General features: G+C 40.3%; 16 protein-coding genes. 15 read left to right on the forward strand and 1 reads right to left on the reverse strand.

Annotation, left to right across the window (positions count from 1 at the left end; all coding sequences use genetic code 11):
• Positions 1-431: 431 nt before the first annotated feature.
• From ACOEN1_RS07535 to ACOEN1_RS07560, 6 genes are all read left to right on the forward strand, one after another.
• Entirely contained in the window at positions 432-1,022 is a 591-nt protein-coding gene (locus ACOEN1_RS07535) for an HD domain-containing protein (protein WP_422486142.1), read from the forward strand.
• A 16-nt stretch (positions 1,023-1,038) separates the two neighbouring features.
• A complete protein-coding gene (locus ACOEN1_RS07540) occupies positions 1,039-1,497 on the forward strand; it encodes a YbaK/EbsC family protein (RefSeq protein ID WP_422486143.1) in 459 nt (152 codons plus the stop codon).
• Positions 1,498-2,190: 693 nt separating this feature from the next.
• Positions 2,191-2,577 (forward strand): FMN-binding protein, encoded by a 387-nt coding sequence (locus ACOEN1_RS07545; protein WP_422486144.1) that lies wholly within the window; start codon positions 2,191-2,193, stop codon positions 2,575-2,577.
• A gap of 14 nt (positions 2,578-2,591) precedes the next feature.
• Positions 2,592-3,086, forward strand: coding sequence for a flavodoxin family protein (locus ACOEN1_RS07550; RefSeq protein WP_422486146.1), 495 nt, complete (start codon positions 2,592-2,594; stop codon positions 3,084-3,086).
• Between the two features lie 104 nt (positions 3,087-3,190).
• On the forward strand, positions 3,191-3,949 hold the full coding sequence (locus ACOEN1_RS07555) for a hypothetical protein (protein WP_422486147.1): 759 nt from the start codon (positions 3,191-3,193) through the stop codon (positions 3,947-3,949).
• Between the two features lie 62 nt (positions 3,950-4,011).
• A complete protein-coding gene (locus tag ACOEN1_RS07560; RefSeq protein WP_422486148.1) occupies positions 4,012-4,185 on the forward strand; it encodes a hypothetical protein in 174 nt (57 codons plus the stop codon).
• A 49-nt stretch (positions 4,186-4,234) separates the two neighbouring features.
• On the opposite strand, the gene ACOEN1_RS07565 is transcribed toward ACOEN1_RS07560, so the two are convergent.
• Positions 4,235-5,680 carry a leucyl aminopeptidase gene (locus tag ACOEN1_RS07565; RefSeq protein WP_422486149.1) on the reverse strand — a complete coding sequence of 482 codons (1,446 nt, stop codon included), beginning with the start codon at positions 5,678-5,680 and terminating at the stop codon, positions 4,235-4,237.
• Between the two features lie 160 nt (positions 5,681-5,840).
• On the opposite strand from ACOEN1_RS07565, the gene ACOEN1_RS07570 reads away from it, so the two are divergent.
• The 9 genes from ACOEN1_RS07570 (at position 5,841) to ACOEN1_RS07610 (ending at position 13,607) form a co-directional block, all read left to right on the forward strand.
• Positions 5,841-6,485, forward strand: coding sequence for an HAD family hydrolase (locus ACOEN1_RS07570; RefSeq protein ID WP_422486150.1), 645 nt, complete (start codon positions 5,841-5,843; stop codon positions 6,483-6,485).
• Positions 6,486-6,681: 196 nt separating this feature from the next.
• Positions 6,682-7,605, forward strand: a complete 924-nt coding sequence (pyrB, locus tag ACOEN1_RS07575; protein WP_422486151.1) for an aspartate carbamoyltransferase — start codon at positions 6,682-6,684, stop codon at positions 7,603-7,605.
• Positions 7,606-8,034: an aspartate carbamoyltransferase regulatory subunit gene (locus ACOEN1_RS07580; protein ID WP_422486152.1), complete on the forward strand. Its 429-nt coding sequence runs from the start codon at positions 7,606-7,608 to the stop codon at positions 8,032-8,034. It begins immediately after the preceding gene.
• A gap of 1 nt (position 8,035) precedes the next feature.
• Entirely contained in the window at positions 8,036-9,256 is a 1,221-nt protein-coding gene (locus tag ACOEN1_RS07585; protein ID WP_422486153.1) for a dihydroorotase, read from the forward strand.
• On the forward strand, positions 9,243-10,100 hold the full coding sequence (gene pyrF / locus ACOEN1_RS07590) for an orotidine-5'-phosphate decarboxylase (RefSeq protein ID WP_422486154.1): 858 nt from the start codon (positions 9,243-9,245) through the stop codon (positions 10,098-10,100). The genes ACOEN1_RS07585 and pyrF overlap by 14 nt, the downstream gene beginning before the upstream one ends.
• On the forward strand, positions 10,090-10,824 hold the full coding sequence (locus ACOEN1_RS07595; protein ID WP_422486156.1) for a dihydroorotate dehydrogenase electron transfer subunit: 735 nt from the start codon (positions 10,090-10,092) through the stop codon (positions 10,822-10,824). The genes pyrF and ACOEN1_RS07595 overlap by 11 nt, the downstream gene beginning before the upstream one ends.
• Complete coding sequence (locus ACOEN1_RS07600) at positions 10,817-11,719, forward strand: dihydroorotate dehydrogenase (protein ID WP_422486157.1); 903 nt, start codon at positions 10,817-10,819, stop codon at positions 11,717-11,719. Before ACOEN1_RS07595 ends, ACOEN1_RS07600 begins: the two co-directional genes overlap by 8 nt.
• Positions 11,720-11,722: 3 nt before the next feature.
• Entirely contained in the window at positions 11,723-12,283 is a 561-nt protein-coding gene (pyrE, locus tag ACOEN1_RS07605; protein WP_422486158.1) for an orotate phosphoribosyltransferase, read from the forward strand.
• 109 nt (positions 12,284-12,392) lie between these two features.
• Positions 12,393-13,607: an NAD(P)H-hydrate dehydratase gene (locus tag ACOEN1_RS07610; RefSeq protein ID WP_422486159.1), complete on the forward strand. Its 1,215-nt coding sequence runs from the start codon at positions 12,393-12,395 to the stop codon at positions 13,605-13,607.
• Positions 13,608-13,613 lie beyond the last annotated feature (6 nt).

The following is a 13,613-nucleotide window of genomic DNA, read 5'->3' on the forward strand; positions in this document are numbered from 1 at the left end:
GGGGCAAGAGCATAAAAGCTTACCGGAAAAGTCTTGGAATTGTCTAAAAAGAGTCCAAAAAAACATCCGCACCCCCATTTTGGGCATTTCTATCGCCGGGCACAAGCGAACTGATATGGATCAGCTTGATTTTTCACACGAAGTGAGAAAATCGTACTGGCTTGCGTGATTTCCATTATAGTTGGTAGTTGTTGAAGTGATAAAGAACGCAGAGTATATTTTTGCCCAAGTTATGTATAATCGATAGCAAGATAATTTTCGAAGCAAGTGTGATAAATCTCTGATCTTGAATCCGAGAGCGTATTATCAAACTACCTTGTAAATTCAGATTTTCTGATATAAATAAAAATAAATAATCAAAGCTGTTGAGAAAACAAATTTCAAAATATATGTTAAAATATCAGTAATAGCTTATTGAGAGGAGAATGTATATGGATGACAGAATAATAAAGGACATTGAATTTATTGTTGAATTGGACAGGATGAAGACAATCCTTAGACAAACCAACCTTATTACAGAGGACAGAAGAGAGGACGATGCCCAGCATTCCTGGCATATAGCAGTCATGTCAATGGTTCTTTCCGACTACTCAAATGAAGAAATTGATGTAAACAAGGTAATAAAAATGCTCTTGATCCACGACCTGGTTGAATTGCACGCAGGAGATACTTTCTGCTATGACGAGGAAGGGAACAAGGATAAAAGGCAGAGGGAAGTTGAGGCAGCTGAAAAAATATTTGGAATGCTTGATTCAAGAAAAGGTATGGAGTTCAGGGGATTATGGGATGAATTTGAAGAGATGGAAACTCCGGAAGCACTTTTTGCCTCATCCATGGATAGACTTCAACCGATGCTTAACAATTATTACAATGGCGGTGGATCCTGGAGGAAGCATGGAGTTGCACAGTCAGATATTTATAAAAGAATAAGTCCGGTCAAAGACTCATCGGACAGGCTTTGGGAATTTGTGGAGCATATGATTGAGGATGCCTATAACAGAGGTTTGATTGAAAAAAGATAATTCAGGGGTGATGTAATTGACTTTGGAAAGTGTAAAAAAGCATATTGAGGAAGCAAAGATTGATGTTGAGATGTATGAGATGGAGGGAAGTACGGCAACAGTTGAGCTTGCTGCAGAGGCCCTTGATGTAGAGCCCGGAAGAATCGCCAAGTCAATGGCGATCAGGCTTAAGGAGCGGGATATTCTTATACTTGCCAAGGGCGATGTAAGGCTTGATAATAGAAAATTCAAGGATACCTTCAAACAGAAAGCCAGGTTTATAAGTGGAGATGATATTTTTGATGCAACAGGTCATCCTGTTGGAGGGGTATGTCCCTTTGGTTTGAGCAAGCCTATTGATATATACCTTGATGAATCACTTAAGGTCTATGATTATGTTTACCCTGCTGCTGGTAGTCCCAATGCCTGCATAAAGATTGATGTTGATTATCTTAGGGATGTTGTTAATGGGGAATGGGTGGATGTGTGTAAATAATTCTCAATTTAGCAATAGAAAATAAGTCCTTATCTCTCAGGTATTTAAACGAAGTTCTAGATTCAAGTCCAATAAGAATCAAGCGCTCGTTTTCTCCGTTGATTCCTATGCCGCTTCGCTTGGAGGAATCAAAACACTGCGAAATCCTCGCTGGATTCTTTAGTTGTTCTTTCATATGAACTTCTTTTTAAATCACCTTTCGAGATATTTAAAAGACTTCATTCAGTACAAAGCAAAATGTTTTGGAATGTTAACCGAAGCAAGGGAAGTATTAATGAGCGAATACCCCCTCGATGAAATGCCACAAAATCGAAGATTTTGGGTATTTCTATCGTCGGGCACAAGCGAGCCTATATATGGAAAGATCAGCAAGATTTTTCATTCGAGATGAGAAAATCGTTTGGTTTGCGTGATTACCTAAAAAGTTACTGGCGATATTTATGATAGGGAACTAGATGTGTTTTTAGCCATGGGTTAGTTTAATCGATAGCGAACCAATTTTCGAAACGAGTATGATAAATCTCTGATCTTGAATCAGAGAGTGAGTCATTATACTTTCCGATGTGAATCTAACATAAGATGTGAAAGAATATAACAAAAAATGTGCTGGGTACTATTGTATCCAGCTTATTAATGATATAATCAACTTGATATTACTTTAACGTGAAGGGTAAATATATTAGGAGTGAGAATGTGAAAAAGAGATGGAAAATTTTATTGGGAATACTGGCTGTAATTGTTCTTGCTGCAGTTGGCATGATGATGCTTCTTCAGACAAATCTGAACAATCTTGTCAATGTGGAAATAAGTCAGATTGATATTGAAAGCATTGAGGATGGGACTTACATAGGAGAATATTCTTCACCACCTGTAAATGCAGAGGTTCAGGTTGAAGTGCGAGATGGAAAAATCACAGATATTGAAATACTAGAGCACGACCACGGGCAGGGAGAATCGGCAGAAGCAATAGTAGATAGCGTTATTGCTGAGCAAAAAATCGATGTAGATTCAATATCAGGGGCAACCTACAGCAGCAGGGTTATACTCAAAGCCATTGAGGATGCCTTAAAAAGCGAGTAGAGGGAGGACTAGTGATGAAAATAGGTATAATTGTGCATTCCATGACCGGCAACACTTCTCTTGTTGCTGAGAGACTAAAGAACAGACTTGAAAAAGAAGATCACGAAGTTTTTATGGAGAGGCTTAAAATAATTGGCGGCGAGGATAAGAATCAACAGGATGCAAATAAAATCGGGATTGAACCATTGGAAACACCATTGGAAGAAATGGATTTATTGATTTTCGGAGGACCTGTAAGAGGTTTTCAAGCTTCTCCTGCAATAAAGGCGCTTCTTGGAAAAGTTGAAGGCTTGGAAGGAAAGGATACGATGATATTTGTCACCCATGCATTTCCATTCAACTGGATGGGAGGAAACAGTTCAATTAAGCAGATGAAAAGCATCTGTACGGATAAAGGGGCAAATATTCTTTTTACAGGAATAATCGATTGGAAAAATTCAAAGAGGGAAATGCAGATAGATAGTCTGGTTGGAAGTATTACTAGGAAAACATCCGGTATTGCATTATAGAATTATAAAATAATGAGTAAAATTCCACATTGTAATTGGATTGAAATATTTAAATCCTATAAAAAGGGTAGGAATAGAGTAAATAAAAAAAAGGATGTGGGATTATGAATGGAAATAGAAAGCTATTTACTGTGTTTATATTGATAATGGCACTATCCCTTGCAGGTTGCACCGGAGGGACATCTGAAGAAAATCCACCACAGGAGAGTTCAGAGCTGGAAGCATTGCAGGAACAGATAGAAGAGAAGGATACTGAGATAGAGAGCTTGACGACAGAAGTTTCACAACTTCAGGAAGAGCTGAATGAATTACAGGCTGAGCCACCTGAAGATCCCGTACCCTTGTCAACTGGGCCGACACCTGGAGCATCTTTATTGACAACGGCAATGGAAGTTATTGATCTTATTGAAGATATGAACATGTCAGATCTTGATGTATATGTTCATCCTTCAAAAGGAGTAAGATTCACTCCTTATGACTATGTGGATCTACAAAATGATATTGTAATACAGGCAGCACAGTTCCAGAATCTTGTAAATAGCCCCATAGTAAATAACTGGGGAGAGTTTGACGGGACTGGAGACCCAATAGACATGACATTTGACGATTATTATGATAGATTTATTTACGATGTTGACTTTGCCAATCCTGAAATGATCGGCAACAATTACAAAATTGGAACAGGAAATATTATCAATAACGTCGATACCGAATATCCAAATGGTCAGTTTGTCGAGTTTCATTTCACAGGCTTTGACCCGCAATACAATGGTATGGACTGGAGAAGTTTAAAGCTTGTATTTGAAGATCACAATGGAGCATGGCATCTGGTAGGAATTATTCATGGTGAATGGACCATTTGATGGATTTATCCTTCAAATTCTGTTATTATTAGAGTAGGTTGAACTGTTTAGGGGGTGTGTATATGTTGGGAGGACTTGTAGTAGGATTGGTCGTTGGCTGGATTGTGTCCCTGTTTGGGGGAGACATCTTAATAATCAATGGAATACAAGAGCTTACGGGTAACTCTATCTCGAGCTCTGGATATTACACCATGTTTGCAATAATAGGGCTTCTTGGTGGAGTTCTAAAAAAATAGCACAAATAAAAATGTCCCAGGTATTGAAAAATACCTGGGACATTTTGCATTAATTTTGCTCAATATCTTTTGCAAGGTAGAACAGGGTCTTCACGGGAACTCCAGAAGCTCCCTTTGGAAGGTATCCTGCAGCCTTGTCAATAAATGCTGTTCCTGCAATATCCAAGTGAACCCATGGAGTATCATTTACAAATTCCTGAAGGAACATTCCTGCAGTTATTGCACCTGCACTTCGTCCACCTGTGTTCTTTAGATCTGCAAAATGACTCTTGAACAACTCTTTGTAATCTTCATTGTTTGGCAGCTGCCAAACGGGTTCTCCAGCTAACCCTGCAGCAATGGAGACATCTTTCATAAGCTTCTCATCGTTCGCTATGGCTCCGGTATTTACGCTTCCAAGAGCCACTACACAGGCTCCTGTAAGGGTAGCAAGATCAACTATCTTGTCAGCCTTTTCAACAGTTGATGCATACCAGAGAGCATCAGCCAGAGTAAGTCTTCCTTCTGCATCTGTGTTTTCAACCTCAATTGTCTTGCCTGACATGGATCCGATTATATCACCTGTTTTATAGGCATCACCTGAAACCATGTTTTCACAGGCTGCAACAATTGCAACTACATTTTTCTTTAGCTTGTTTGAAGCTATTGCATACATTGCACCGATTACTGAGGCGCTTCCAGCCATATCGGAATGCATGGTTGCCATTCCAGCAGCTGGTTTAAGTGAATATCCACCGGAATCATAGGTAAGTCCTTTTCCCACCAGTGCTAGCTTTTCTTTACTATCAGGATTACCCATATAAGTCATTATAATAAATTTAGGTTCCTTTGATGAACCTCTTGCAACCGAAAGGAAAGCCTCCATACGGAGATTTTCGATTTCCTTCTGTCCAAGAACCTTTACATCCACACCAACAGGAGTAAGCTTATCGACTGCTTCCTTGGCAAGCACTTCCGGATAAAGATTCATGGCAGGTTCATTCACTAGGTTTCTAGTAAGGAAGACACCATCCATAACCATTTGAGTTTCCTTGATTACACTTTCCACCTTTTCATCTTCTCCTGAGACTATGTCCAGGTAGACATCCTCCAAAAGAACCTTAGGTTTCTTTTCACTTTTATATTTGTCAAAATCATACTGAGATTGAAGCAAGCCTTCCGAAATTGCCTTGTTGGTTTTTCCATAGCATCTGTCACCGAATTTAGGAACTGACAATCCAATACTCTTTACTTTTTTCTTTTGGAGCTCATTGCCCAAGGAGAAAAAAGACTTTCTAAGTGTTTCATACTCGAGTTTTTCTTCTTCTCCCAACCCAAGGAATACTACAGAATCACCTTCGTGCGAAATTTGAGAGTATACCTCTCCTGCATCTCCTTTGAATATTTCCTTATTCTTAAGGAAGCTGAAAAGATCATTGAACTTTTCAACGCTTTCAGTTTCCTTAAAACTCATTAAAACTTTTACATCTCCACCCTTTTTTAAATGAAATTTCATTTATGCACCTCCTGATTTATTTCGACGCTCTTATCATATTATACCATTGTTGGCATAAGCCCAAACAAGCGCTATCAATTTCAACATAACTTTTTCTATGAAGTCCAGCTGTATTGGGTATAAAAAAGAGGTAAGCGGATAGAAACAAAGGAGGAAAAACATGAAATTTGCAATATTTGACCTGGACGGAACACTATTTGATTCAATGTGGATATGGGAAACACTGGCGTATGATTACTTGAAATCAAGGGGGATAGATGCCCCTGAAGATATAAGGGAAAAGTTGAGGGAATACAGTTTGAGAGAGTCTTCTGACATACTGAAGGAAATGTATGGTCTTCCTGAAAGTGGAGAGGAGCTAAACGATCAGATGGAAAAGCTTCTTGAAAAGTATTATTTTGATAAAATACAGCTCAAGGAAGGTGCCAGGCAAGTGCTCCAAACCCTTCAAGATAATGGCATAAAAATGTGTGCTGCTACAGCAACGGCAGATCGTCTGGCCAAGGGAGCCATGGAAAGGCTTCAAATCGATGAATACTTTGAATTTCTTCAGACATGCAAAAGCACTGGAATTGAAAAGTATAAACCTGAGTTCTATCAATTGATACTGGATAGAGTAGACCATGAACCCAAGGATATATGGGTATTTGAGGATGCACTTCATTCAATGGAGGCAGCTAAAAAACTTGGGATAAAAGTGGCTGCAATCAAGGACAGATCAGCCAGAATTGACTGGGAAGAAATTGATCGTATTGCTGATATTTCAATCGAAAGTTTTCCGGAATATCTTGAAAAAACATCATAAGATGGGCTGAAAAATTATTGACTTATATACCTCCCTGTGATACCTTTAGGTAAATAAATACCTTTAAATCGATCCCGTGAGATCGGAAAGGAGAGCGTATAAGTGGGATACTTGTGCCTTCCTTTGTGGAAGGCTTTTTTAATGCCATTTTACTGCGCTGTTCCTTGAGGTTTATTAACTAAAAGGAGGAATATTTATGTTAAAAGGAAGACATCTAGTTGACCCCCAGGATTTTACAATTGAGGAATTGGAAAGTATTTTTGAATTGACGCAAGAAATCGTAAATAAGCCGGAGGAATATAATTCCATGTGTCATGGAAAAATCCTCAGCACCTTGTTCTATGAGCCTAGCACTAGAACCAGATTTAGCTTTGAAGCCGCAATGTTGAGATTGGGTGGAGGCGTTATCGGGTTTGCAGAGCCGGGCTCTAGTTCTGTATCAAAGGGTGAAAGTCTAGCGGATACTCTAAGAACAGTTGCTGCATATGCAGATATAATAGCAATGAGACATCCCAACGAAGGAGCACCCAAACACGGAACTCAGTACTGCCCTGTTCCATTGATCAATGGAGGAGACGGAGGGCACCAGCATCCAACACAGACCCTTACAGACCTTTTCACAATACTTGAATCCAAGGGAAGACTGGACAACCTTACAATAGGCTGTTGCGGTGACCTTAAGTTTGGTAGAACCGTTCATTCCCTTATCAAGGCGATGTCAAGATATGACAATGTCAGATTCATACTGGTTTCACCCAAGGAGCTGCAGGTGCCTGACTATATCAGAAGCGAAATTTTGGAGCAAAAGAATATAGAATTCCAGGAAGTGGAAAGGCTCGAAGAGGTTATAGATCAAATGGACATCCTGTATATGACAAGGGTTCAGAAGGAAAGATTCTTCAACGAAGCTGATTATGTAAGACTCAAGGACAGCTATATTGTAGATCTTGACAAACTAAAGGATGCAAAAAAGGATCTTGCAATACTTCATCCTCTGCCAAGAGTTAATGAAATAGCCGTTGAAGTTGATAATGACCCAAGAGCCTGGTATTTCAAACAGGTAAAGAATGGTATGTTTGTAAGAATGGGACTTATTCTTAAACTTTTGGGGGTGAAGTAAATGTTGAATATAACCAGCATTAAAAAAGGACTAGTAATTGACCATATAAGACCAGGAATGGGACTCAAGATATTTGAATACCTTAAGCTTGGAAAGGCTGATTTCACTGTTGCTCTGATTATGAATGCATCGAGCAATAAAATGGGAAAAAAAGATATAATAAAGATTGAGGATGTAATAGATGTTGATTATGCAATGCTGGGGTTTTTGGATGCCAATATCACCGTAAATGTTATTGAGGACGAGGTTATTACAGAAAAAATCAACCTGTCTTTACCAAAAAGAGTTCAGGATGTTATAAGATGCAAGAACCCAAGATGCATAACAACTGTGGAAAGGGATATAACCCACAAATTTGTACTGATAGATGAAAACAAGGGTATATATAAATGTGAGTACTGTGATCATATATATTCCTGGGAGGTCTAAAATGGAACTTTTAATAAAAGGTGCACATCTTATTGATGGGCACCATACTTTTAATAAGGACGTATATATCAAGGACGGAAAGATAGAAGAAATTGGTGAAAACCTCGATTATGAATGCAGCTGGATAGATGCGGATGGACTCTCACTGCTTCCTGCATTTGTTGATATTCATGCACATTTCAGGGATCCTGGCTATCTATACAAGGAAGATCTTATGACCGGGGGCATGGCAGCTCTTAAGGGAGGATATACCTTTGTCAATCTTATGGGAAATACCGATCCGGTCTGCTCAGATATGAAAACAATTCAGTATGTTAGAGACAAGGCAAAAAAATTGGATCTTGCAGAGGTGCATCAGTGTGCATCGATTACGGATGAATTTGATGGAGAAACCATTTCACATCTCGACAATCTGGATGAGAATGTTAGAATGATAACAGATGATGGCAAGGGAGTCGCTTCTTCTCTCACAATGTACAAGGCAATGGAGAAGGCAAGGGAGAAAGGCATTATATTAATGGCCCATGCTGAGGAGATGGAGCTTACAGAAATTGACTACAGACTTTCTGAGAATCTTGAGACTTCAAGGGATATTCAGTTGGCGGAACATACAGGAGCAAGGCTTCACCTGACCCATGTCAGTACAAAGGAAGCAATTGATGAAATTAGAAGGGCTAAAGAAAGAGGATCCCATAATATCACTTGTGATGTAACCCCTCATCATATTGCACTATGGGACAACAACTACAGGGTAAATCCACCTATCAGGAAGGAAGCGGATGTTCAGGCCTTGATCCAAGCCATCAAGGATGGCACTGTGGATGCAATAGGAACCGACCATGCTCCCCACACAGAAGAGGACAAGAAAAATGGCAGCCCTGGAATATCGGGACTGGAGACTGCATTTCAGATTTGCCATACCCATCTTGTAAAAGCTGGACACTTGAATATGGTTCAGCTTGTAAAGGTGATGTCAGAGAATCCTGCAAGGATTTTGGGTCTTAACAAGGGTAGACTTGAAAAGGGATTTGAGGGTGATGTAATTCTGGTTGATCTGGACGGAGAAGCTGAAATAGATCCAAATAGATTTGTGTCCAAGGGTAAAAACACTCCCTTTTCAGGGATGACGGTCTATGGTGAGATTTTGATGACTATAAGGCAAGGAAACATAAAATACATGTCCAAATCATGTGGGGAGGATAGATTGTATGATAATAGATAAGTTGTACGAGACAGTACAAAAAAAGGGAATGGTTTGCGTCGGGCTTGATTCAAGTCTTGATTACATCCCCAATGGAATAAAGAATGAGTATCAGGATGTAGATCAGATAATTTTTCAATTCAATAAAAGGATAATTGATGCAACAGGAGATATTGCAGCTATCTACAAGCCACAGATTGCTTTCTACGAGGCTTATGGATTAAAAGGGTTGAAGGCCTACAGCAGGACTCTTGAGTACCTTAGAGCGGAAGGACACCTGTCTATAGGGGACATAAAGAGAGGAGACATCTCCTCAACAGCCAAAATGTATGGAAAAGGACATTTTGAGGGCGATTTTGAAACGGATTTCATCACCATCAATCCCTATATGGGATTTGACAGCATAACACCCTACCTGCCCTATGTGGAATCAGGGAAGAAAGGTTTGTTTGTACTTCTTAGAACATCAAATCCAGGTGCAAGGGACATAGAGTATCTTGAATCAGAAGGCAAAAAGATATATTACCATGTGGGAGATAAACTGGCGGAAATGGCTCAGGAGTTTAAGGGAGAATGCGGATATTCATCCCTGGCCGCTGTTGTAGGCGGAACCCATGTGGATGAGGCAGTGGAGATCAGGGAGAGATACAAAGACCTATACTTCCTTATACCTGGCTACGGTGCCCAGGGAGCAAAAGGCGAGGATGTCAAGCTCTACCTTAGGGATAACAACGGCGGTGTGGTCAATTCCTCAAGAGGAATCATCACAGCATATAAGAAACACGAGGATGGTTTGGAAAGATTTGAGCACTATACACGAGAAGCAGTACTTAAAATGAGGGAGGATATCGGATTTGAAGGATAGTTATAGAGACGGAAAGATAATCTTGAATAAAGAAATTTCAAAGGGGATATTCAAGCTGGAACTGGAAGGCGACTTCACTGGAAATCCAGGTCAGTTCTATATGATAAGAGGATGGAACGGACTGGATCCATTTCTTCCAAGGCCTATCAGCATAGCTGATGTTGAGGATGGAAAGCTTACCTTGTTGTATGAGGTAAGGGGCAAAGGAACTCACATAATATCAAATCTTGGAGTGGGAGAAGCACTGAGTGTTCTTGGTCCTTTGGGAAACGGTTTTGAAGATATCCAGGGAGGAAGGATTGCCCTGGTTTCAGGTGGTATAGGAATTGCTCCTCTGTTGTATCTCGCTAAAAAGCTTCAAGGAGAAATAGATCTGTTTTCAGGTTTTAGGAGTGAGGTTTATTTCCTGGATGAATTCAAACCATATGTGAGTAATATAGAAATGAGTACCGAGGATGGTTCACATGGTCAGAAAGGATTCGTAACGGAATTATTCGATCCAAAAGATTATGACACCATCATCACCTGCGGTCCCATGCCAATGATGGAAGCTCTGGCAAGGATATGCGAGGACAAGACAGAGCTGTGGTTGTCAATGGAAAGCCATATGGCCTGCGGAATTGGCGCTTGTCTTGGTTGTACTATTCCAACTGTTCGTGGAATGGAGAGGGTTTGCAAGGAAGGACCCGTATTCAATTCCAGGGAGGTGGTTTTTAATGACTAAGGTTGAATTTTGTGGCATCCAATTCAAAAATCCAGTTGTTGCAGCTTCGGGAACCTTTGGTTTTGGAAGAGAATTCCAGGACTATTTTGATATATCGAGACTTGGAGGAATATCCTCAAAGGGACTTACACTGAATAAGAAGGAAGGAAACAGGGGACGTAGAATCCACGAGACCCCAGCCGGAATGATGAATAGTATCGGCTTGCAGAATCCTGGAGTACAGGGCTTTATCCAGGAGGAATGGCCATATATGAGAGAACTGGATACGGTTGTAATGGCCAATCTTGGAGGAGGAACCGTTGAAGAATACATAAAAGGGGCAGAGCTCCTTAATAATACGGACGTGCCAATCATCGAATTGAACATCTCCTGTCCCAACGTAAAGGAAGGGGGCATGGCCTTTGGCATCCAATGTACTCCTGCATCAATTGTGGTTGAAGCTGTGAGGGAGGTAACTGACAAGCCATTGGTTGTCAAGCTCTCACCAAATGCAGAAAATATCAAGGAAATGGCTGTGGCCTGTGTTGATGCAGGTGCAGATGCCCTTTCTCTTGTAAACACCTTCAATGCACTTGCAATTGATATCAAGAAAAGACGTCCCGTATTCAACAATGTTACTGCAGGACTTTCAGGACCAGCTATAAAGCCAATAGCCTTGAGGATGGTATATGAGGTTTCCCAGGTTGTTGATGTCCCAATAATTGGAATAGGCGGAATAATGACATGGGAGGATTCAATTGAATTTATCATGGCTGGTGCAACCCTTGTTCAGGTTGGAAGTGCAAACTTCAGAAAACCAGATATTTGTCTGGATATAATCCAGGGTATAGAAGAATATATGAAGTCAGAAGGAATAGAGGATTTGGAAGAAATTAGAGGAATTATCGGGAGGTAGGCTATGATAATCGATTTGTTGAAGGAATCAGAAGCATTGCTTGAAGGACATTTCCTATTGTCATCGGGGAAACACAGCAACAGATACGTTCAATGTGCAAAACTGTTGCAGTATCCTGACAAGGCAGAAAAAGCAGTAAAGCTTATAGTTGAGAAAGTTGAAGATCTTGAGATTGATATGATCGTGGGACCAGCCATGGGAGGAATAGTAGTCGCATATGAATTGGGTAGACAACTCGGAAAACCTGCTATCTTTACTGAAAGGGAAGATAATCAAATGAAGCTAAAGAGAGGCTTCTTTATTGAAAGAGGTCAGAAGGTTCTTATTGCTGAAGATGTTGTAACCACTGGAAAGTCTTCCTACGAAGCCATCAAGGTTGTTGAGGAATATGGTGGGGAAGTTGTTGGTATTGCTGCTCTTGTGGACAGAACCACAGAAGAGCTGAATTACCCGATCTTCGCAGCTGAAAAGATTCAAATTGATACCTATGACAAGGATGATTGCCCACTTTGCAGAGAAGGACTTCCAATTGTCAAGCCTGGTAGCAGAAAGATAAAAGACTAGAAAAAATCTCCTGAGCATAACTAATGCTACAGGAGATTTTTAATTTTTAATTGTGAATTGGATATGTTATTATAAAAGGTGAAAAACAATTCATTCAAAGGATGATTTTATGGGTATTAGAACCGGTGTGGACATTGTGTCCAACAAAAGAATAGAAAAGCTTATGGAATCCAAAAGAGACAGCTTTTACAGAAGGATTTTCTGTGATGCGGAAATAGAGTACCTGGAGACCAGAAATCATTCCATAGGTACTGTCGCAGGGATATATTCTGCCAAGGAGGCCGTATCAAAGGTACTAGGTACCGGAATAGGTCAGATCAGCTGGAAGGATATAGCGATCAACCATGAAGATGGTGGAAGACCATATTTGGTTTACAATTACAAGCTGCAGAGAATTATGGATTTCGCGGGAGTAAGACATATTGATATATCAATTTCAAATGAGGAGGAATACAGTATGGCAATTGCAGTTGGAGAAACAACAAAAAATTATGAGATACCTGAAAACATGACTTTCAGGCTGCCAAAAAGACCACTTGACACACACAAGGGAAACTTCGGCAGAATAGGTGTAATTGGAGGAAGTCAGGGAATGCTTGGGGCAGTTTATCTTGCAACCTACGGAGCATTAAGAAGCGGAGCTGGCCTGGTTCATGCAATTATTGAAACTGAGCTTGCCAGGGATTTCGGTCTTAAGGTTGTCGAGGTTATGGTAAGGGAAGCAAGTGACATATACGCTTACAGAAAAGCGCAGGAAGGCCTTGATTCATTGGTTCTGGGGCCAGGATATGGTCTTGGTGAAAAACAAAAAAGCAATATAGAAGATTGCCTTCTGAATTTTGAAAATCCAGTGGTATTGGATGCAGACGGTTTGAACAGTCTTTCAGATAATCCCACAATAATAAGACACAGAAAAGGAAAGACCATAATTACTCCTCATCCCGGTGAGATGGGAAGACTTCTTAAAATGTCAACAGCTGATGTTCAAAATGACCGTGAAGGAGCTGCAAGAGAGTTTGCCAAAACCTATGGTGTGGTAACAGTTCTAAAAGGTCACAACACCATTGTTACAGACGGAGAAAGAATGTATGTAAATAAATCCGGTAATCCTGGAATGGCAACAGCTGGCAGTGGGGACATTCTATCAGGAGTTGCAGGAACATTCCTTGCACAGGTTGAAGATTCATTTGAAGCTGCAGTGATGGCAGTATATGTCCATGGACTTGCAGGAGATATGGCAAAGGATGAAAAGGGCGAGTACGGAATGATTGCATCTGATATTGTGGAGAATCTTCCAAGAGCAGTAAACCTGATAGTCGAATAACCCAAT

The organism is Gudongella sp. DL1XJH-153 (assembly GCF_049310905.1).
Taxonomy (GTDB): domain Bacteria; phylum Bacillota; class Clostridia; order Tissierellales; family Tissierellaceae; genus Gudongella.

Excerpts from the sequence above, each read along its gene's own strand:
- ACOEN1_RS07535 (WP_422486142.1), top strand. The coding sequence starts at position 432 with ATGGATGACAGAATAATAAAGGACATTGAATTTATTGTTGAATTGGAC.
- ACOEN1_RS07550 (WP_422486146.1), top strand. The coding sequence starts at position 2,592 with ATGAAAATAGGTATAATTGTGCATTCCATGACCGGCAACACTTCTCTT.
- ACOEN1_RS07555 (WP_422486147.1), top strand. The coding sequence starts at position 3,191 with ATGAATGGAAATAGAAAGCTATTTACTGTGTTTATATTGATAATGGCA.
- ACOEN1_RS07560 (WP_422486148.1), top strand. The coding sequence starts at position 4,012 with ATGTTGGGAGGACTTGTAGTAGGATTGGTCGTTGGCTGGATTGTGTCC.
- ACOEN1_RS07565 (WP_422486149.1), bottom strand. The coding sequence starts at position 5,680 with ATGAAATTTCATTTAAAAAAGGGTGGAGATGTAAAAGTTTTAATGAGT.
- ACOEN1_RS07570 (WP_422486150.1), top strand. The coding sequence starts at position 5,841 with ATGAAATTTGCAATATTTGACCTGGACGGAACACTATTTGATTCAATG.
- pyrB (WP_422486151.1), top strand. The coding sequence starts at position 6,682 with ATGTTAAAAGGAAGACATCTAGTTGACCCCCAGGATTTTACAATTGAG.
- ACOEN1_RS07580 (WP_422486152.1), top strand. The coding sequence starts at position 7,606 with ATGTTGAATATAACCAGCATTAAAAAAGGACTAGTAATTGACCATATA.
- ACOEN1_RS07585 (WP_422486153.1), top strand. The coding sequence starts at position 8,036 with ATGGAACTTTTAATAAAAGGTGCACATCTTATTGATGGGCACCATACT.
- pyrF (WP_422486154.1), top strand. The coding sequence starts at position 9,243 with ATGATAATAGATAAGTTGTACGAGACAGTACAAAAAAAGGGAATGGTT.
- ACOEN1_RS07600 (WP_422486157.1), top strand. The coding sequence starts at position 10,817 with ATGACTAAGGTTGAATTTTGTGGCATCCAATTCAAAAATCCAGTTGTT.
- pyrE (WP_422486158.1), top strand. The coding sequence starts at position 11,723 with ATGATAATCGATTTGTTGAAGGAATCAGAAGCATTGCTTGAAGGACAT.
- ACOEN1_RS07610 (WP_422486159.1), top strand. The coding sequence starts at position 12,393 with ATGGGTATTAGAACCGGTGTGGACATTGTGTCCAACAAAAGAATAGAA.